We start from the raw sequence: 18285 nt of genomic DNA on the forward strand, positions 1-18285 counted from the left end.
AATCCCTCGTCCCGTCCTGCCGCCCGGCAGCGAGGCGCCGGGGGGCAGGACAAGGCCGGGGGCCGGACCAGAGCGCCGACGGTGGTCGGGCCCGCTGAACAGGCGCCGTCGCGCCGTCGGGGGATGAGGGTGGGTCAGCCGGCCGTCCCGTTCAGCGCCGGAGTCGGGGTGAAGCGCACGGGCAGTGTCGTCATGCCTCGCGCCCAGGGGGAGGGACGGCGGGTGAGTTCTTCGGCCGGGACGGCGAGGTCGACGTCGGGCAGCCGGTCGAGCAGCACCTCGATGGCCGTACGGGCAATGGTCTCGGCGATCTCCTGCGCCGCGACCGGGCAGCGGTGCTCGCCGTGCCCGAACGAGAGGAACGCGTTGTTGCCGCCGGTCAGCCTCGTGCCGTCGGGGCGTATCTGCGGATCCTTGTTGGCGGCGGCGAGTCCGAGGCACACCATGTCGCCCGCCTTGATCCGGCGGTTGCCGAGCGTGGTGTCGCGGGACGCCCACCGTCCGACGCCGTTCTGGGCGGGGGTGTCCTCCCAGAGCACCTCGTTCATGGCCTCCGAGACACTCTTGCGCCCACCGGCCAGGGACATGACGAACCGTTCGTCCGTGAACATCAGCCGCAGCGAATTGCCGATCCAGTCCGCGGTCAGGGTGTGGCCCGCGATGACCAGCACGATCAGGTCGTGGAGGATCTCCTCGTCCGTGAAGCCGAGGGTGTTGCCGACCAGTTGGGCGGCGACGTCCCGGGGGCCGTTCCCCGCCTTCCGCTCGGCCATCAGGGCCGCCGTGGCCTCGGCGAGGTGGACCTGGGCCGCCTGGGCCAGATCTCCCCCGTCGGCCAGGTCGATGGCCGCCGCGGCCAGTCCGGCCCCCTGCTCGTCCGGGAAGCCGTAGATCTTCGCCAGGACACGCACCGGGAAGGGCATCGCGTACCGGGCGATGACGTCCGCGCCGCCCTCGGCGCAGAAGCCGTCGATCAGTTCGTCGGCAAGTCGCTCGGCGTGCTGCCGGATCTCGAAGGGGTCGACCGACTCCAGCGCGTCGCTGATCATCCTGGCCCGTACGCGGTGCCGCTCACCCGTCGTGTACAGGATGGACGGCTGACCACGGCCGATCAGCGGGGCCAGCGGCCAGTCCTCCGGGATGCGGTCCCACTGGTTCCAGAGTTCGGAGTCACGGGTGAAGAGCACGTGGTCGGCGGTGACCTGGTGCAGTTCACGGTAGCCGAGAACCAGCCACGCCGGGATCCCGCCCTCGAGCACGATGGGGGCGACCGCTCCATGTTCGCGGCGCATCTCCGGGTAGAGGAGGTTGGGTTCGACATGGAAGCGGGGGCCGCTCAAGGGCACGGCGAAAGGGCTGACATGGTCCCCGCCGTGCGAGGGCTCGCCGCTTCGGTGTGCGGGACAGCCGGGTGGCGGGGCGGGCGCCTCGGAGCTCTGGTCGGTGGGGTCGGTCGGCGTCATCGCTGTGGTTCCTCCGAGGTCGGTAAGGGGTCCCCCGCACGGATCCCGGTCCCCCCCCGGCGGGCAGGTCCGCATGGCGGCTCATGACGGCTCATGACGGCTCATGACGGCTCATGACGGCGAGACCGCCGTGGCTGGGCTGACAGGGCGACTCAACGGTCCGGGGTGCGGCGGCCGTCGTCCTCGATCCCCAGCGCCCGTTCGGGACAGCGGCCCACCACGTGTTGCGCGGCGGCCAGGTTGTGCCCGGTCAGCGGCGAGAGCGTTACCACGGGATCACCCTGGTCGTCGCAGGCGAGGATTGTCGGCGCGGCACCATAACACAGGCCCTGACCTGCGCAGGCGTGACGGCCGACATCGGCCCGGGGGTGCGGGCCCGGTGCGGGGCGCGGGCGGCGGCCTCCTCACGCCACCCGGGCGTTCACGAGCACTTCTTCCAGGGTGCCGGCGATGGCGGTGTGGGGTGCGGCCTGGAGCTGCTCCCTCCCGTGTGCCCCGCCGAGGACGCCGATGACGTGTCCGGCTCCGGAGCGCGTGCCGGCGAGCAGGTCGTTGGCCGTGTCGCCGGCGACGAGGACGCGCTGCACCGCGTCGATCCCGAGGCTGATGACCGCGGTGAGGATCAGATCGGGGTAGGGGCGGCCGCGGAGTGTTCCGGACTGGGCGACGGTGAGGTCGACGAGGTCGCCCCAGCCGAGCGTGTGGAGGAGCGCCTCCTGGACCATGGCGTCGAAGCCGGTCATGAGACAGGTCTTGACTCCGCGTTCTCGCAGCGCGACGAGGACTTCCTCGGCGCCGTCCCTGGCGGGCAGCTCACCGGCCAGCACCGCCTTGAGCATGAGGTCCACGAAGTTCTGGTGGGCCTCGGCAGCCTTGTGCGGATCGGGCGCCAGTCGGTGGAACATGTCGGTTTTCGCCATGCCGCGCAGCGGCCGGAGCGTTTCCGGGGTGATCGCGTCGAGACCCGCGAGCGACAGGGCGTCGTCCACGGTCCGTTCGACGATGCCGTTGTCCGCGATGGTGGTGCCGGCCATGTCGAGGACGGCCAGGTCGATCACCGGTGAGTGGTCGTGGTGGGGCACGGATGCGTTCCTTCTACAGGGAGCGTTCGGTCTACAGGGAGTGTTCGGTCTACAGGGAGTGTTCGGTCTACAGGGAGTGTTCGATCGTGGTGTCGGCCATCACGTCGAGCGCTTTGGTCGATGCTTTGGGACGGCGGACGGCGATGCCGACGAAGAGTGCGTCGACGATCCCCAGGTGGGCGAGGCGGCTGGCCATCGCTTCCAGGCGGAACCCGTACTCGGGTCCTCCCGCGACCAGCGCGGCGTCCACGACGCGGGTCAGGGGCGAGTTGGTGAAGCTCGTGATGGCGGCGACGAAGGCACCTGCCGCCCGCGCCGCCTCGGCGGCCCGCAGCGACTCGCGGCTGGCACCGGTGTGGCTGACGACAAGGCACACACAGGACTCGTCGAGGTGCCGAGCGGCCAGGTGCTGGGCCATGACGTCGGTGGGAAACATCGTGACGAGGCCGAGCGCGGACAGCCGGTAGGCGGCGTCGTGGGCCGGCGCCGCGGAGGTGCCGTTCCCGATGACGAGGACACGGCCCGCCGCCGCGATGCGATCGATGGTGAGTGCCAGCAGCTCGGGGTCGACGGTCTGTGCCGCGTCGACCAGGGCCCGGGCGCTACGGCGCAGGATGCGGTCGAGGATGTCACCGACAGGTGTCTGACCGCCTATTCCCTCTTCGTGGGCGAGTTCCTGCTCCTGCTCGTCCCTTTGGGCGAGGTCGCGTGTGATGGCGAGCTTGACGTCCTGGTAGCCCCGGTACCCGATGCGCTGGCAGGCACGGACCGCTGAGGACTGCGCGACGCCGGCCCGCTGGGCCAGCTCGGTCACCGAGCCGCGCACGACCGCTTCGGGGTCGCTGAGGATCAGCTCGATGAACCGCTTGTCCGTCGCGCCCAGGCTGGGCAGCGCGGCGTGGGCACGAGTGACGAACTCGCCGCTCACCAGGGACGACTTGGCTGCAACCACGGGACCTCAATTCGCTCGCGAAGCTCGGATCGACTGTCGATACGAGCAGGACGCTAACACAGGATGGATTATCCATCCTGGATCCCAATCCATATCTGGATAGTTCATCCTCCCGTAATCCGGGCTTGGCTCCCGCGCCACCCCCGACTCCGAACCTGGCACCGCCGGCGCAGATCGACAGGTGGTCGAACGCCGCTACGCCGAGCGGCCGCCCCGGAGGGCGATACCGGCCCCGAAGTGCCCCCAGAGCACGGAGAGCCACTACCGCCTCCAGGTGGCCCGTCGGGCCCACCGGCACCGGCGCGGCAGCCACCCCGCACACCAGCGCCTTGCGTCCGCCGCCTCCGGGCGGCCGATCAACTCCGGAAACGAGGAACACCCCGTGATCACCCTTTCGCCGACCGCCGCCCTGCGCCAACGCGCCGCGAGACTGCGACGTGAGGGCGTCCAAGTCTTCGACTTCTCGGCAGGCGAACTCGACCTGCCGACCCCCGCCCACGTCGTCACCGCGGCCATCGACGCCGCGCGCAGGCCGGAGAACCACCGCTACGGGCCGACCGGCGGCGAGACCCGCCTGCGTCAGGCGATCGCCAACCGGCTCGCCCCGAGGACCACGACAGCCCTCGACGACTCGAACGTACTGGTCACCAATGGCGCGAAACAGGCATTGTTCAACACGTTCATGGCGCTGCTCGAGCCTGGGGACGAGGTGCTGATCCCGGCGCCGTACTGGGTGACCTTCCCGTCCTCGGTCCGGCTGGCGGGCGGCAGTCCGGTGATCGTCCAGCCGTCCGCCGGCGAGCTGAAGATCACCCCGGACAATCTGGAGGCGGCTCGGACCCCGTCCACCCGGGCGATGGTGCTGTGTTCACCGAACAACCCGACGGGAATGGTCTACGACGCGTCGGAGCTGCGCGCACTCCTCACGTGGGCGGCGGAGCACGGCGTCTGGATCGTCTCGGACGAGACCTATGTCGACCTCGGCTTCCGGCCCGTCCCCGCACCGGGCCAGGTCGAGCCGGGGGTGAGCGACCGACTCATCACAGTCGGCAGTGTGTCCAAGTCGTACGCCATGACGGGCTGGCGGGTGGGCTGGATGTCGGGCCCGAAGAAGGTCATCGACGCGGCTGCCGCCGTCCAGTCCCATACCACCTCGAACGTCGGCCGCATCGCGCAGGCGGCCGCTCTCGCCGCCCTCACCGGACCGGATGTGACGGCCGAATTCCGGGCGGTCCTCCGCGACCGGCTGACGGCGTGCCAGGCCGTACTGGAGCCTCTCGGGCTGTTCCGGACGCCTCCTGACGGCGCGTTCTACGTCTTCCCCGACATCCGCGCGTTCGCCCCCGACGACGTCACCGTGGCGGACCGTCTCCTGGACGCCGGCGTCATCACCGTGCCCGGTGCCTCTTTCGGGGCTCCGGGACATCTGCGGCTGAGTTTCGCCATCGCGGAGGAAGACCTGCGCCGCGGACTGTCGACCATGGCCGAACTCCTCGACGGCCGGGCCGCTTGATGTGCCCGCCCGACCGGCGGGCGTTGGTCCCCGCACCGTGTTCCACCGTCTGCTCCGCCTGTCCGGGCTCCCCGAACTCAGCGCTGAACCGGAGACGTCATCATGACCACGACCACTGACGGCGAAGCCTCGCTCGCGCCACCGGACAGCGGTGCCGAGCGGTCCGGACCCCTCAAGATCGTCCCCGTCCGGCACCCGGGCCGATGGGTGGCCGTGGCCATCGCCCTCGTCCTGGTGGCGCAGTTGGTGCATGCCCTGGTCACCAACCCCGGCCTGGAGTGGGCGACCTTCCGGCAGTACTTCTTCGACCCGAGCGTTCTGCACGGCGTATGGCTGACCATCGAGCTCACCTTCTACGCCGCGGTGGCGGGCTTCGCGGGCGGCATGGTGCTGGCCTTCATGCGGCTCTCCCCCAACCCCCTGCTGCGAGTGACCGCCTACGCCTACGTCTGGGTCGTGCGCTCCGTGCCACTGCTGGTGCAGGTGCTCTTCTGGTTCAACATCTCCTACCTGTACTCGCGTCTGAGCATCGGGGTGCCGTTCGGGCCGGAGTTCTTCTCCTTCAGCACCACCCATCTGGTCAGCTCGGTGAGTGCGGCCGTCATCGCGCTCTCGGTCAACGAGGCCGCCTTCGCCTCGGAGATCGTCCGTGCCGGCGTGCTGTCCGTCAGCCACGGTCAGCTGGAGGCCGCCGCCGCGCTCGGGATCCCCAGGCGCCGTCAGCTGATGCGCATCGTGCTGCCGCAGGCCATGCGGACCATCGCGCCCAACGCGGCCAACCAGCTGATCTCGCTGTTCAAGAACACCTCGATCGTCTCCGTGATGGCGATCATGGAGCTCTTCTACACCGTCCAGGTCATCTACGGGCGCACTTCCCGCATCGTGCCCATGCTGCTCGTCGCGACCGTCTGGTACGTCCTGCTGACCACCCTCCTCACGATCTTCCAGTACTACGTCGAGCGGCGCTTCGCCAAGGGCACGACGCGGGTGCTGCCGCCGACCCCCGTCGAGCGGGTGCGCCTCGCCATCCGCGACCTCCGCGCGGCTGCCGCGGATGAAGGGACCCCGCGGTGACCACGACATCGCCTTCCGCCGGCCGCCGTCCCGGCGATGCCGCGGCCGATCCCGCCCGGGTCGTCGTCGACATACGCGACGTCCATAAGAACTACGGCCTGGTCGAGGTGCTCAAGGGGGTCGATCTCCAGGTCCACGTGGGCGAGGTGACCGTTGTGCTGGGCCCCTCCGGATCGGGCAAGTCCACGCTGTTGCGCTGCATCAACCACCTGGAGAAGGTCAAGCGCGGCACCGTCACCATCGACGGCGAACTGATCGGCTACCGGCGGGTCGGCGACAGGCTGCACGAACTGCGCGAGCGCGAGGTGCTGCGTCAGCGCACCCACATCGGCTTCGTCTTCCAGAACTTCAATCTCTTCCCGCATCTCACGGTGGAGGAGAACCTGGTCGAGGCGCCCGTCTCCGCCCTGGGCGTGCCGCGTACCCGGGCCCAGGAGCGCGCCGGGCGGCTGCTGGAGCGAGTGGGCCTGCGCGACAAGGCGACCGCCTACCCCGGGCAGCTGTCCGGCGGCCAGCAGCAGCGCATCGCCATCGCTCGCGCGCTCGCCCTGGAACCCAAGGTGCTGCTCTTCGACGAGCCCACCTCCGCCCTCGACCCGGAGCTGGTCGGCGAGGTGCTGGATGTGATCAAGGATCTGGCACGCGCCGGCACCACCATGATCGTCGTCACCCATGAGATCGGGTTCGCCCGTGAGGTCGCCGACACCGTGGTCTTCATGGACGACGGCCGGATCGTCGAGCAGGGGACACCGGCCGACGTGCTCGACTCCCCTCGGCACGAGCGCACCCGCACCTTCCTCTCGAAGGTCCTCTGACCCCATTTCTTCTGAAAGACAGGACCACCATGTCCATACTCACCCGCCCCAAGCTCACCGCGTGCACCCTGGCCATCGCCGCCGCGCTCACCCTGAGCGCCTGCGGCGGCCCGTCCAAGGACGCATCCGGATCGGCGTCCAAGGAGCCCTTCAACACCGGCCCGCACCAGAACCGCTACGCGGCGCCCAAGGTCGACTCCATCGCCGCCGAGGTACCCGCGGCCATCCGGTCCCGGGGCACCCTCGAAATCGGCAACTCCAAGGGGAGCACCGCACCGCTCACCTTCTTCGCCACCGACAACAAGACCCTCATCGGCGTGGAAACGGACATGGCGTACGCGATCGCCTCGGTGTTCGGCCTCAAGGCGCACTACAACCCGGTCTCCTTCGAGCAGGTCTTCGTCGGTCTGGACAGCGGCAAGTACGACGTCGGCGTCACCAACATCACCGTCACCGAACTGCGCAAGCAGAAGTACGACATGGCCACCTACCGCAAGGACGCGCAGGCGTTCGAGGCCAAGAAGGGCGCGACGTGGCGCGTCACCGGCCCCAAGGACGTGGCGGGCAGGACCATCGCCGTGCCCACCGGGACCAGTGAGGAGAAGGCCCTGCTGGACTGGAGCGCCCAGAACGTCAAGGCGGGCCGCAAGGCCGTCAACGTGAAGTACTACCAGGACGAATCGGCTTGCTATCTGGCCCTCCAGTCCGGCCAGATCGACGCCTATCTCCATCCCAACCCCGAGGCCCAGTACCACGCCAGGACCTCCGGCCAGACCCAGGTCGTCGGCGACATCATCGGAGCCGGGAAAGGTCTGGAGGGCCTGATCGCCGCGACCACCAAGAAGGACAACGGCCTCGGCAAGCCGCTCAACGACGCGATCAACTACCTGATCAAGAAGGGCGTCTACGGGAAGATCCTGGCGCGCTGGGATCTCACCAGCGACGCGGTGAGCACCTCGCGGCTCAACCCGCCCGGTCTGCCGATCGAGAAGAAGTGAGCTTCCGCGCGTCGGTCACGGCGTCCGAGACGGCGCGCGGCTCGTGGGTGGCCACGGCTTCCCCCAACGATCTGCCGGCTCATGGGGCTACCGGACGCCGCGGCTGAGCCGGACCGCGGCGGACGAGGGCCGCCGCGTGGTGGTGGAAGGCGCGGCGGACCGCCGGGAAGCGGCGGGGGTCACGGCTGGGGTGGACGCGGTTGGTGAGGAGGACGTAGTAGCGGCCTTCCGCTCCCGCCCCGTCCGTTCCCGCCCTGTCCGCCTCTGCCCCGTCCGCTCCCGCCCCGTCCGCCTCTGCCCCGTCCACCGCCGGCTCCACCCACAGGCTCGTCCCCGTGAAGCCCGTGTGGCCGTACGAGGACGGCCCCATCGCCGTACCGACCGGCGACCCCACCGCGTCCCGCCCCTGCCAGCCGAGGCAGCGGCGCAGCGGAAGGCCCTCCGTATGGCAGGCGGTCATACGGGCGAAGCCGGGCGCGCTCAGCAGGCCGTCGCCGCCCGCCGCGAGCACCCGGCCCAGCCGGTCCATGTCCGCCAGCGGTGCGAACAGGCCGGCGTGGCCGCAGACTCCGCCGAGCACCACCGCGTTCTCATCGTGCACCTGGCCGGTCACCAGGCGGCCGCGCCAGGTGCACAGCTCCGTGGAGACCGCGCGGTCACGGGCCGCCGGGCCGGGTGCGAAGACCGTCTCGCGCATGCCGAGCGGCTCGCACACCTGCTTCGCCACCAGCTCGTCCAGGCCGGTGGCGGTGGCCTGTTCGAGGATCAGGCCGAGCAGGACGAAGCCCGCGGAGGAGTACTCCACCACCGTGCCCGGCGCCCCGCGGAGCGGTAGCCCGCGGAGGGCGGTCAGCAGTCCGTCCCGGTCGGAGTGCGTGCGCCAGAGCGGGGTGCCGCCGGGCAGACCGGAGGTATGGGTGAGCAGTTGGGTGACGGTGATGTCCGCCTTGCCCGGCACCCGGCGGTACTCCGGCAGATACGCGCCGACCGGGTCGTCCAGCCGGAGCGCTCCCGTCTCCGCCAGCCGGAGCGCGGCCAGGCCCACGATCGGTTTCGTCACCGAGGCCAGATCCCACAGCTCGGTGCCGTCCAGCTCCGCCCCGCCCCAACGACGTGTGCCCAGGTGCCCGTGTGTCTCCCGCCCGGCCGCGGTGCCGACCGACCACGCGGCCGCGGAGTAGATCCCGGCCCGGCGGCCGGCCGCCAGGAGCGCCTCGAGCCGTGCCGGCCGGTCCGCCGGGGGCCGGCGGGCCGTTCCCCTACGCTCCGCCCCCGGTGTGATCCGGCCGCCCACCGCCCCGCTCACTCCTGACCCCGCACGATCCCCAGCGGCCCCGTCCCGCCGCGCAACGCCGCCGACACCGTGCCGGCGGCGGCCCGCACCATCGGCCCCAGCACCGCCACGCTCTCCTCGTCCAGCGTGAACGTCAGTCCGACGATGCCGACCGCGCCGGCGACCCGGTCGCCCGGCCCCAGCACCGGGGCCGCGATGGCGCGGACGTCCTGCTCCGCGTATTCGTCGTCGACCGCGTAGCCTCGCTCGCGCACGGTGGGCAGCGCGGCGAGCACCGCCCCCGGGTCCCGCACCGTCCGTGACGTACGGGCCGGGAGCGGCTCGCCGCCCAGCAGCTCCGCCGCCGCGGGTGACGGCAGGGCCGACAACATCGCCCACCCCACCGCCGAGCAGTACAGCGGGACTTCGCCGCCCGCGGTCAGCGGCATGCGGTACGTGGACGACGGCTCCGACTGCGTCACATGCACCGCCACGGCGCCGTCCCGAACCGAGAAGTGGGCCAAGTGGCCGGTGCGCAGCCGCAGGTCGTCCAGGACCGGGCGGGCCAGCCGCAGCTCGCTGCTGGCGGCCAGCGCCGTGGCGGCGAGCCCGAGCAGGCGCGGCCCGGCCTGGTAGTTGCCGCCGGGGCCCGGGACCGCGTACCCGGCCTCGGCGAAGGTGTGCAGCAGGCGGTGGACGGTCGGCTTCGGCAGCCCCGTGCGGGCGGCGAGGTCGGCCAGGCGGTGCGGGGCGTCGGGCTGGACCAGCGCGTCCAGCACCGCGAGTGCCTTGTCCACGGGACCCGTCGAGGCGGCGGGCGGCTCCTCACGGCGGGAGACGGAGGTATTGACCGGCTTCGGCATGTCGCCTAGCTTAACGCATCATCGTTCCGGCTCCCGGAACGGACGAACTGTTCAATGGAACATCACGCGGAGGGCAGATCGTGACTCCTCCATCACTGTCGCGCCGTAGGGCCCTTCGGCTGGGCGGGCTCGCACTCCCCGTCATCGCCGCGCCGACAGCGCTCACCGGATGCGGAACGGCCGTGGGCGCGGGCGGCGACGGCACCCTCCGGGTGGCGCAGCCGACCGACCCCACCACGCTCGATCCGCACAAGCAGGGCGACATGGTCTCCATGAACGTCCTGATCAACATCTTCGACACCCTCACCACCCGGGATGTCCGCGGCCGGCTCGCCGCCCGGCTCGCCACCTCCTGGGAGCCCCGCTCCAGGACCGTGTGGCGCTTCCGCCTCCGGAGAGGCGTGCGCTTCCACAACGGGGAGGAGTTCGACGCCGACGCCGTCAAGTTCTCCATCGAGCGGGTCCTCGACCCGAAGACGCGGTCGCCGATCGTCGAGCTGCGGTATGTGACCTCGGTCCGCGTGGTCGACCGCCACACCGTGGATGTGCACACCACGCTGCACGACCCGATCCTGCCCGCGAAGCTGTCGCTCTTCGGCGGCGTGATCGTGCCGCCGAAGTACCTCGCCGACGTCGGCGACGCCGCCTTCGCCAAGCGGCCGGTCGGCACCGGGCCGTTCGTCTTCCAATCCTTCCGGCGCGATCGCGAGCTACGGCTGCGCGCCAACCACCGCCACTTCCACGGCTCCCCCGGGGCCGACCGCCTCGTCTTCCGCGCGCTGCCCAACCCCGCCTCCGCGCTGGCCGCGTTGCAGAGCGACGAGGTCGACCTGGTCACCGGGCTCACCCCGGACGCCGCCCGGCAGCTGTCCGGCTACGCGGGCGTGGAGCTGGAGAGCCACCGGGGCGTCAGGACCGCGTACCTCAACCTCGACACCACCTCCGGGCCGCTGCGCGACCGCCGCGTGCGGCAGGCGCTCAACCACGCCGTCGACGTGCCGCTGCTCATCAAGGCCGTACTGGACGGCAAGGCGCGCGAGGTGCCCGCCATGCTGCCGCGCGGCGTCGTCGGCTTCGACGGGTCGATCGAGCCCTTCCGGCGCTCGGTACGCACCGCCCGGCGGCTGCTCGCCGAGGCCGGCCACCCGCACGGCCTCACCACCACGCTCGCCGCCTCCAACGACGACGCCCAGGTCGCCGAGGCCATCTCCGGCCTGCTCGACCGCGCCGGCATCCGGGCCCGCGTCGATCTGCTCGACCCCGGCACCTTCTCCGCCCGCCTCACCTCCGACAACCGGCACGCGCTCGGCCCCATCTACCTGGCCGCCTCCACCGCCTGGACGCTCGACGGCGCGTCCATGGTGCAGTCGAACGTGCGCCATGACCGTCGGCAGAGCCGGTGGGTGTCGAAGGAGGCCGACCGGCTCATCGACGCCGAGGAGCTGTCCATGGACCCCGAAGACCGGCAGCGCGCGTTCACCGCGCTCCAGCGGCTGATCAAACGCGAGGCCCCGTTCGTACCGCTCTACCAGCAGGACATCATCCTCGCCCGGACCACCCGGGTGCGCTGGACACCGGTCGTCAACGGCTCGCTGGCCATGGAGAGCGCGGAGGTGAGGACATGACGGCCGCCTCCGTCCAGCCGACGGCCACCGTCCGGAGACCGAAGTCCGGCCTCCTCCGCCATGTCCTGGTCCGCCTCGCCACCGCCGTCGGCGTGCTCTTCGCGGCCGCCACCCTGGCCTTTGTTCTGGTACGGCTCTCCGGCGACCCGGTCAAGCAGCTGCTGCCCCCGGACGCCACCGCCGCCCAGGAGGCCACGCTGCGCTCCCAACTCGGCCTCGACCAGCCCCTGATCGCGCAGTACGGCGACTTCCTGTGGGGACTGCTCCGGCTCGACCTCGGCGACTCGCTCGTCTACCACGAGCCGGTCGGCCAGGTCATCGCCGACCGCGTCCCGGCCACCCTCGAACTCGCCGCCGGCGCCCTGGTGCTGAGCCTCGTCATCGCCATCCCCGCCGGGATCTACGCCGCGACGCGCCGCGGCCGGGCCGGCGACACGGGCGTGATGACCGCGGTGCTGCTCGGCCAGTCCACCCCGCCGTTCTGGGTCGGCATCCTGCTGATCCTGCTCTTCTCGGTGCGGCTCAAGGTGCTCCCGGCCTCCGGCTACGGCACCTTCGCGCATCTGGTGCTGCCGGCCGTCACCCTGTCCGTCTACTCCATCGCGGTCATCGCCCGCCTGCTGCGCTCCTCACTCATCGACGTCCTCGGCTCGGACCACATCCGCACCGCGAAGGCCAAGGGGCTCGGCCCGGCGAAGGTGGTGCTCGCGCACGGGCTGCGCAACGCCTCGCTGCCGACCGTCACCGTGATCGGCCTGGAGTTCGGCGGACTGCTCGGCGGAGCGATCCTCACCGAGCAGGTCTTCTCCTGGCCGGGCATCGGACGGCTGACCGTGGAGGCCATCTCACACCGGGACTTCCCGCTGGTGCAGGCGGCCGTCCTGTTCTTCGCCGCCGCCTTCGTGATCGTCAACCTGCTGGTCGACCTCTCCTACAGCCTCCTCGACCCGAGAGTGCGGGCCCAATCGTGACCGTCATACGCAACCGGCTCGCCCTGGCCGCCCTCTGCGTCCTCGCGCTGCTGGTGATCGCCGCCGTCTTCGCACCGCTGCTCGCCCCGGACGACCCGGCCAAGCAGCAGCTCCTCGCCCGGCTCACACCCCCGGCCTGGGAGGGCGGCGGCAGCCTCGCCCACCCGCTGGGCACCGATCAGCTCGGCCGCGATGTGCTGTCCCGCGTCATCTACGGCTCCCGGGTCTCGCTCCTCGTCGGCATCGGGGCGGCGCTGCTCGCGGGTGTGGCGGGGGCGGTGTGCGGGCTGTTCGCCGGCTTCCGCGGCGGATGGCCGGACCGGATACTGATGCGCTTCGCCGACATCCAGCTCGCCTTCCCCTCGCTGCTGCTGGCGCTCGCCATCGTCGGCTTCCTCGGCTCCGGGCTGTGGAACGTCGTCCTGGTGCTCGGCTTCACCGGCTGGGTGGCGTACGCCCGCGTGGTCCGCTCCGAGGTGTTGTCGCTGCGCACCCGGGACTATGTGACCCAGGCACGGGCGACCGGGGTCACCGACCTCACCATCATGCGCCGCCATCTGCTCCCCAACGTCCTGCCGCACCTGGCCACCATCGCCACCCTGCACATCGCGGCGGCCATCGTCGCCGAGGCCTCGCTCAGCTACCTCGGTCTCGGCGTGCCCAAGGACACCGTCACCTGGGGCTCGATGCTCGCCGACGGCCAGCTCTATCTCGGCACCTCGTGGTGGGTCGCGGTCTTCCCCGGACTGGCGCTGATGCTCACCTCCCTGGCCATCAACATCACCGGCGACGCGCTGCGCGACGTCGCGGACCCGAAGGCGTACCGCCGATGACCACACATGCTCCCGTGCTCGAGATCCGCGATCTGCACGTCGACTTCCGGCTCGCCACCGGCCCCGTGCACGCCGTGCGCGGCGTGAGCCTGGCGGCACACGCCGGAGAGACCCTGGCCGTCGTCGGCGAATCCGGCAGCGGCAAGTCGGCCACCATGCTCGCCGCGCTGCGGCTCAACCCCGAGCCGCCGTGCGTCTACTCCGGCGGCGAGATCCTTCTCGACGGCCGCGACCTGCTCGCGCTGCCGGAGAAGCGGTTGCGCGAGGTGCGCGGCAACGACGTCGCGATGGTCTTCCAGGACCCGATGACCAGCCTCGACCCGCTGCAGCGGGTCGGCAACCAGGTGGCCGAGGTGCTGCGCACGCACCGCGGGGCCTCGCGCGCCGGGGCCCGGACGGAGGCGGTACGGGCGCTGGACGAGGTCGGCATCCCGGATCCGGAGCTGCGGGCGCGGCAGTACCCGCACGAGCTGTCCGGCGGGCTGCGTCAGCGCGTGATGATCGCGACGGCGCTGGTCGGACGGCCGCGGGTGCTCATCGCCGACGAGCCGACCACCGCCCTGGACGTCACCGTGCAGCGGCAGATCCTGGACCTCATCGCCGAGCTGCGCGCCCGGCACGGAATGGCGGTGGTGCTGGTCACCCACGACCTCGGAGTGGTCGCGGAGACCGCCGACCGGGTCGTGGTGATGAACGCCGGCCGGGTCGTGGAGCACGGCACCGTCGCCGAGGTCTTCGAAACGCCCCGGCAGCAGTACACCCGCGACCTGCTGGCCGCCACCCCGCGACTGGAGCCCACCTCATGACGACCGCCGGGACGAAGACGCCCGCGATGCGGCCACTGCTCGAACTCGACGCTCTGTCAAAGGAGTTCACCGGACCCGGCGCCACCCGAACCCTCGCCGTCGACGATGTCACCCTCACCGTCGAGGACGGCGAGACCCTCGCCCTCGTCGGCGAGTCCGGCTCCGGGAAGACGACCCTGACCCGGTTGCTGCTGGGCCTGCTGGACCCCACCGCCGGGGCCGTCCGCTTCGAGGGCCACGACCTCGCCGCACTCTCGCCCGCCGAGATGCGTGCGCTGCGGGCCGGGATCCAGGTCGTGCTCCAGGATCCGTACTCGAGCATGAATCCGCGCATGAGAGTCACCGATATCGTGGCCGAGCCGCTGGTCACCCATGACGTCACCTACCGCGGACGGCGCTCCCGGGCGCGGCTGCGGGAGCGGGTCGGCGAGTTGCTGGAGTCGGTCGGGCTGCCGGCGCGGTTGCAGGACCGGTACCCGCACGAGTTCTCCGGCGGGCAGCGCCAGCGCGTCTCCATCGCCCGGTCGCTGGCGTCCTCGCCGCGGCTGGTGGTGCTCGACGAGCCGACCAGCGCCCTCGATGTCTCCGTCCAGTCCCAGGTCCTCGATCTGCTGGCCGAGTTGCAGCGAGAGCACGGCCTGACCTACGTGTTCGTCTCGCACAACCTCGCCGTGGTCCAGCGGATCGCCGACCGGGTGGCGGTGCTGCGGCGCGGCAGGGTGGTCGAGTGCGGGGAGACCGCCGCCGTGCTGGGCGCGCCCCGGCACCCGTACACCCGCGAACTGCTGGCCGCCGTGCCACGCCCCGACGCGTACCGGACCAGGACCGGGAGCGGGGCTAGCGGTGCGTGAGGACCAGCCCCGCGCCCCCGAGCAGCGCCACGTCGTCCGGGCGGCCCGGCTCGCCCAGCACCACCCGCGGCGGGGCGGCCGTCGACCAGCCGCTGTCCCGGCGCAGCCGCTCCTCGACCCGGGCCCGGAACCCCTCTCCGCCGTCGACGGCCTCGCCGTGCAGCACGAACAGACCGGGGGCGAAGAGCTGCTGGATGTTGACCAGGCCGAGCGCGAGGTTGTCGGCGTACTCCTCGACCATCGGCCGGCCGCCGTCCCCACGTCGTACCAGCGCCTCGAGCGTCATTCCGGTGCCCAGCCCCTCCGCCTGCGCCCGCCGCCGCAGCCAGCGCGTCGTGGCCACGGTCTTCCAGCAGCCGCGCGCCCCGCAGGTGCACGGCTCGCCACCGGCCAGCACCGTCATATGGGCCCCGCTGCGGCCACCGTGCGGGGCCAGCAACTCGCCGCCGAGGAACACCCCGACGCCCAGCACCTCGCCGGTGGACACCGAGGCGAAGGACCGAAGGCCCCGGCCCGCGCCGAACCACCGGTCGCCCAGCACCTGGAGCCGGGCCCGGTGCTCGACGTACACCGGCACCCCCAGCGTCCGCCGCAGCACCTCCGCGACCGGGTAGCCGCGCAGCGCCGGGACGTCGTTGACCTCGATGAAGGTGCCCCGCTCCGGGTCCACGAGACCGGCCGCGGCCACTCCGACCCCGGTCAGCTCACGCCCGTCGAAGCACTCCCGGGCGGCCTGCCGCACCGCCGCGTCCACCCCGGCCGCCTCCCGCGCCGCCGGGTCGAAGCCGGCCGCGGCGCGCCGCAGCAGTTCGCCGGAGTGGTCGACCAGCGCCGCGCGCACCTGTCCGGGCACCACCTCCACGGCGCCCAGCAGCGGGCGTGCGGGAGCGACCGGAGGATCGGGCACCAAGCGGAGCCGGGGGCGTCCGCCGTCGGGGGCGAGTGCGGCCATGCGCAGACTCTGCCACGCCATGAACCCAGGAGGTAGTACCACAGTGCTCCGGCTGACCGAACTCACCTGGCGCGAGGCCCGGGCCGCGGGCGCGGACGCCATCGCCCTGCTGCCCATCGGCTCGCAGGAACAGCACGCCGGCCACCTGCCGATGGGCACCGACACGCTGCTGGTCACGGCGGTGGTGGACCGGGCGGCCGAGCTGCTGGCGGACGCCGGGCCGCCGGTCGTGCGGCTGCCCGCCCTGCCGTACGGGCACAGTCCGCACCATCTCTTCGCGGCCGCGGTGTCGCTGTCGGCGGGCACCCTGGCGGCGGTCCTCGCCGACATCCTGCGCTCCCTCACCGCGAGCGGCTTCCACCGCGTCCTGATCGTCAACGGCCATGGTGGCAATGACGAGATCATGCGCCTGGCGGTCAAGGAACACGCGCTGCGTGCCGAGGGCACGTTCGCGGCCTGCTCCTACTGGAGCCTCGGCGAGGCGTCGGAGAACCCCGGGCACGCCGGCCGCTACGAGACCTCCCTCATGCTCGCCGCCCACCCGGACCTGGTCCGTACCCCGATCGAGCCACACCGTCCCGCCGGTGCCCCGCCGCTCTTCGACGCCCCGCCGCACCCCGGCCTCACCGCCGAGCGGCACGGCGAGTGGGCACGGGTGGGCGGGATGACCGACGACCCGTCCACGGCTCGCCCCGACCCGGGCGAGCTGTCCGCCCGCGCCGCCGAACTGGCCCGGGCGATCCGGGCATTCGCCGAAGCAACCGCCCCCGGTGCCATCTGAGGAGCCTCGTACATGAAGGTCACACACGTCGACGTCCGGGTCGTGAACCTCCCCCTCACCTCCCCGTTCACCAGTTCTTTCGAGACCAAGACGGGCGAGACCCGCACCGTGGTCCGGATCCGGACGGACGAGGGGGTGGACGGCTGGGGCGAGACGATGTGGGGGCGGCCGGTGGCCGCGCTCGTCCGCAAGCTCGCGCCCGATCTCATCGGCACCAGCCCGTTCGCCCTGGAGTCCTTCCACCGCAAGCAGCACATGGTGCCGTTCTTCCACGGTTACCTCGGCTACGCCGCCATCGCCGCCCTGGACGTCGCCTGCTGGGACGCCATGGGCAAGGCCACCGGCCACTCAATCACCGACCTGCTCGGCGGGGCGGTGCGCGACACCGTCCCGCTCACCGCGCTCGTCACCCGCGCCGACGGCGCCACCCCGGAAGCCCTCGCCGAGCACGCCGCCCGGGTGGTGGCCGAGGGCGGATTCCCGGCGGTCAAGCTCAAGGGCACCACGGATGTGGACGGCGACGTCGCCAACCTCCGCGCGCTGCGGGCCGCGCTGCCGGACACCGAGCTGCGCGTCGATCCCAACGCCGCCTGGTCGGTGCCGGATTCGGTACGCGCGGGCATCAAGCTGGAGGAGCTGGACCTGGAGTACCTGGAGGACCCGTGCCCCGGCATCGAGGGCATGAGCCAGGTGCGGGCCAAGGTACGCATCCCGCTGTGCACGAACATGTGCGTCGTCCGCTTCGAGGACTTCGCCCCGGCGGTGCGGCTCGGCGCGGTGGACGTCGTCCACGGCGACGTCTACAAGTGGGGCGGCATCGCGCCGACCAAGGCCCTCGCCGCCCACTGCGAGACCTTCGGCCTGGGCATGAACCTGCACAGCGGCGGCGAGCTGGGCATCGCCACCGCCGCCCACCTCGCCGTGGTCGCCAGCACTCCGGTGCTCAGCCGCGCCATCGACAGCATGTACTACCTGCACGCCGATGACATCGCCGACCCGATCCCGCTCATCGACGGCAGCCTCGCCGTCCCGCGGGGACCGGGCCTGGGCGTGCGCGTCGACGAGGAGAAGCTGCGGCACTATGCGGCGGTGAACGAGCGGGAGGGCGATCTGACGGGATGATGCCTCCCCCTGCCCATCAGGCTCCGAGCTGCGTCAACAGCGCTCAGAAAACGTCCCGCGCGATGAGACACCAATTGGTGTCCATTGACAGTCGGTGACGCCTGCCGCCAGGATTGCGGCATGCTCACGACGCACCCCGGTGTGGTGTGCCGCTATGTGGATCTGCGGCGCACCTCCAGCGCGCTCTGTCGCTGACCAGCCGCCGCCCATGGCCCACCGGCCCCGGTCCGGTCCGGTCCGCCGGAACCGGCCGTCCGCCGTACCGCCGTACCGCCGCGCCGAAGTGGGCCTCCTGCCGCTCCCCCGCCGGC

17 protein-coding genes are annotated in these 18285 nt (G+C 71.8%); 11 read left to right on the forward strand and 6 right to left on the reverse strand.

Annotation, left to right across the window (positions count from 1 at the left end; all coding sequences use genetic code 11):
- Nucleotides 1–134 precede the first annotated feature (134 nt).
- The 3 genes from NP777_RS00995 to NP777_RS01005 all read right to left on the reverse strand — a co-directional run bounded on the left by NP777_RS00995 (nt 135) and on the right by NP777_RS01005 (nt 3497).
- A complete protein-coding gene (locus tag NP777_RS00995; protein WP_256648049.1) occupies nt 135–1463 on the reverse strand; it encodes a cytochrome P450 in 1329 nt (442 codons plus the stop codon).
- A 404-nt stretch (nt 1464–1867) separates the two neighbouring features.
- Nucleotides 1868–2545: an HAD family hydrolase gene (locus tag NP777_RS01000; RefSeq protein ID WP_256648050.1), complete on the reverse strand. Its 678-nt coding sequence runs from the start codon at nt 2543–2545 to the stop codon at nt 1868–1870.
- Nucleotides 2546–2612: 67 nt separating this feature from the next.
- Nucleotides 2613–3497 (reverse strand): MurR/RpiR family transcriptional regulator, encoded by an 885-nt coding sequence (locus NP777_RS01005; RefSeq protein ID WP_256648051.1) that lies wholly within the window; start codon nt 3495–3497, stop codon nt 2613–2615.
- Between the two features lie 382 nt (nt 3498–3879).
- Between NP777_RS01005 and NP777_RS01010 the strand changes: the two genes are divergently transcribed.
- From NP777_RS01010 to NP777_RS01025, 4 genes are all read left to right on the forward strand, one after another.
- Nucleotides 3880–5010 (forward strand): pyridoxal phosphate-dependent aminotransferase, encoded by a 1131-nt coding sequence (locus tag NP777_RS01010; protein WP_256648052.1) that lies wholly within the window; start codon nt 3880–3882, stop codon nt 5008–5010.
- Nucleotides 5011–5112: 102 nt separating this feature from the next.
- The gene (locus NP777_RS01015) at nt 5113–6084 is read left to right on the forward strand and encodes an amino acid ABC transporter permease (protein ID WP_256648053.1); all 972 of its coding nucleotides are present in this window, start codon (nt 5113–5115) and stop codon (nt 6082–6084) included.
- A gap of 71 nt (nt 6085–6155) precedes the next feature.
- On the forward strand, nt 6156–6899 hold the full coding sequence (locus tag NP777_RS01020) for an amino acid ABC transporter ATP-binding protein (protein ID WP_256648612.1): 744 nt from the start codon (nt 6156–6158) through the stop codon (nt 6897–6899).
- 29 nt (nt 6900–6928) lie between these two features.
- Nucleotides 6929–7897 (forward strand): ABC transporter substrate-binding protein, encoded by a 969-nt coding sequence (locus NP777_RS01025; RefSeq protein WP_256648054.1) that lies wholly within the window; start codon nt 6929–6931, stop codon nt 7895–7897.
- A gap of 79 nt (nt 7898–7976) precedes the next feature.
- On the opposite strand, the gene NP777_RS01030 is transcribed toward NP777_RS01025, so the two are convergent.
- Nucleotides 7977–9191, reverse strand: coding sequence for a serine hydrolase domain-containing protein (locus NP777_RS01030; RefSeq protein ID WP_391858436.1), 1215 nt, complete (start codon nt 9189–9191; stop codon nt 7977–7979).
- An 8-nt stretch (nt 9192–9199) separates the two neighbouring features.
- The gene (locus NP777_RS01035) at nt 9200–10033 is read right to left on the reverse strand and encodes an IclR family transcriptional regulator (protein WP_256648055.1); all 834 of its coding nucleotides are present in this window, start codon (nt 10031–10033) and stop codon (nt 9200–9202) included.
- 80 nt (nt 10034–10113) lie between these two features.
- Here NP777_RS01035 and NP777_RS01040 point away from each other — a divergent pair, with 80 nt between their 5' ends.
- The 5 genes from NP777_RS01040 to NP777_RS01060 are packed head-to-tail and all read left to right on the forward strand — an operon-like array spanning nt 10114 to nt 15119.
- Complete coding sequence (locus NP777_RS01040) at nt 10114–11658, forward strand: ABC transporter substrate-binding protein (RefSeq protein WP_256648056.1); 1545 nt, start codon at nt 10114–10116, stop codon at nt 11656–11658.
- Nucleotides 11655–12629, forward strand: a complete 975-nt coding sequence (locus NP777_RS01045) for an ABC transporter permease (RefSeq protein ID WP_256648057.1) — start codon at nt 11655–11657, stop codon at nt 12627–12629. Before NP777_RS01040 ends, NP777_RS01045 begins: the two co-directional genes overlap by 4 nt.
- Nucleotides 12626–13462: an ABC transporter permease gene (locus NP777_RS01050; RefSeq protein ID WP_256648058.1), complete on the forward strand. Its 837-nt coding sequence runs from the start codon at nt 12626–12628 to the stop codon at nt 13460–13462. The genes NP777_RS01045 and NP777_RS01050 overlap by 4 nt, the downstream gene beginning before the upstream one ends.
- Nucleotides 13459–14268, forward strand: coding sequence for an ATP-binding cassette domain-containing protein (locus tag NP777_RS01055; RefSeq protein WP_256648059.1), 810 nt, complete (start codon nt 13459–13461; stop codon nt 14266–14268). Before NP777_RS01050 ends, NP777_RS01055 begins: the two co-directional genes overlap by 4 nt.
- The gene (locus tag NP777_RS01060; protein WP_256648060.1) at nt 14265–15119 is read left to right on the forward strand and encodes an ATP-binding cassette domain-containing protein; all 855 of its coding nucleotides are present in this window, start codon (nt 14265–14267) and stop codon (nt 15117–15119) included. Before NP777_RS01055 ends, NP777_RS01060 begins: the two co-directional genes overlap by 4 nt.
- Here NP777_RS01060 and NP777_RS01065 read toward each other — a convergent pair.
- Entirely contained in the window at nt 15106–16071 is a 966-nt protein-coding gene (locus NP777_RS01065) for an ROK family protein (protein ID WP_256648061.1), read from the reverse strand. The two genes, NP777_RS01060 and NP777_RS01065, sit on opposite strands and share 14 nt — an antisense overlap.
- A gap of 19 nt (nt 16072–16090) precedes the next feature.
- Here NP777_RS01065 and NP777_RS01070 point away from each other — a divergent pair, with 19 nt between their 5' ends.
- Nucleotides 16091–16852, forward strand: a complete 762-nt coding sequence (locus NP777_RS01070; RefSeq protein ID WP_391858437.1) for a creatininase family protein — start codon at nt 16091–16093, stop codon at nt 16850–16852.
- A 12-nt stretch (nt 16853–16864) separates the two neighbouring features.
- Nucleotides 16865–17974: a mandelate racemase/muconate lactonizing enzyme family protein gene (locus NP777_RS01075; RefSeq protein WP_256648063.1), complete on the forward strand. Its 1110-nt coding sequence runs from the start codon at nt 16865–16867 to the stop codon at nt 17972–17974.
- Nucleotides 17975–18285: the final 311 nt, after the last annotated feature.

The organism is Streptomyces rugosispiralis (assembly GCF_024505145.1).
GTDB lineage: Bacteria > Actinomycetota > Actinomycetes > Streptomycetales > Streptomycetaceae > Streptomyces > Streptomyces rugosispiralis.

Excerpts from the sequence above, each read along its gene's own strand:
- NP777_RS01070 (WP_391858437.1), top strand. The coding sequence starts at position 16,091 with ATGAACCCAGGAGGTAGTACCACAGTGCTCCGGCTGACCGAACTCACC.
- NP777_RS01035 (WP_256648055.1), bottom strand. The coding sequence starts at position 10,033 with ATGCCGAAGCCGGTCAATACCTCCGTCTCCCGCCGTGAGGAGCCGCCC.
- NP777_RS01075 (WP_256648063.1), top strand. The coding sequence starts at position 16,865 with ATGAAGGTCACACACGTCGACGTCCGGGTCGTGAACCTCCCCCTCACC.
- NP777_RS01015 (WP_256648053.1), top strand. The coding sequence starts at position 5,113 with ATGACCACGACCACTGACGGCGAAGCCTCGCTCGCGCCACCGGACAGC.
- NP777_RS01055 (WP_256648059.1), top strand. The coding sequence starts at position 13,459 with ATGACCACACATGCTCCCGTGCTCGAGATCCGCGATCTGCACGTCGAC.
- NP777_RS00995 (WP_256648049.1), bottom strand. The coding sequence starts at position 1,463 with ATGACGCCGACCGACCCCACCGACCAGAGCTCCGAGGCGCCCGCCCCG.
- NP777_RS01060 (WP_256648060.1), top strand. The coding sequence starts at position 14,265 with ATGACGACCGCCGGGACGAAGACGCCCGCGATGCGGCCACTGCTCGAA.
- NP777_RS01065 (WP_256648061.1), bottom strand. The coding sequence starts at position 16,071 with ATGGCCGCACTCGCCCCCGACGGCGGACGCCCCCGGCTCCGCTTGGTG.
- NP777_RS01045 (WP_256648057.1), top strand. The coding sequence starts at position 11,655 with ATGACGGCCGCCTCCGTCCAGCCGACGGCCACCGTCCGGAGACCGAAG.
- NP777_RS01025 (WP_256648054.1), top strand. The coding sequence starts at position 6,929 with ATGTCCATACTCACCCGCCCCAAGCTCACCGCGTGCACCCTGGCCATC.